This window comes from Pseudomonas viridiflava, from assembly GCF_900602065.1.
Classification (GTDB): domain Bacteria; phylum Pseudomonadota; class Gammaproteobacteria; order Pseudomonadales; family Pseudomonadaceae; genus Aquipseudomonas.
This window is the reverse complement of sequence record NZ_UWFN01000296.1, coordinates 1-279: the sequence shown is the minus strand read 5'-3', so window position 1 is coordinate 279 and position 279 is coordinate 1. Positions and strand designations below refer to the sequence as shown.

1 protein-coding gene is annotated in these 279 nt (G+C 53.4%); it reads left to right on the top strand.

What is annotated here, in order from left to right; genetic code table 11:
• Window positions 1–14: 14 nt before the first annotated feature.
• Window positions 15–279 (top strand): HNH/ENDO VII family nuclease (locus EE949_RS22410; protein WP_241152862.1); only part of this gene is annotated, 265 nt, incomplete at its 3' end.

Here is a 279-nt window from a genome sequence, read left to right as displayed (position 1 = left end):
TGGAGCTACCGCAAATGTCGCCGGAAACCCGTGAGCGGCTTGAACTGCTGGGCGTTCCAAAAGAGGTTCTGGATGCTATCGGTAGTGAAGCCGAAGCGAAAATCTATGAAGGCGCGAATCTTGAACCGGCCGAGGTCAATGGCAAGGATGCACTGATTCGTACCGACATCGATTACGATCAAAAAGATTATATGGGTACCACCAACCTGGACCGGATGAAGTCGGGAAGGGCTCCGCTGGATGCCAACGGAAAGCCGATCGAGTTACATCACATCGGCC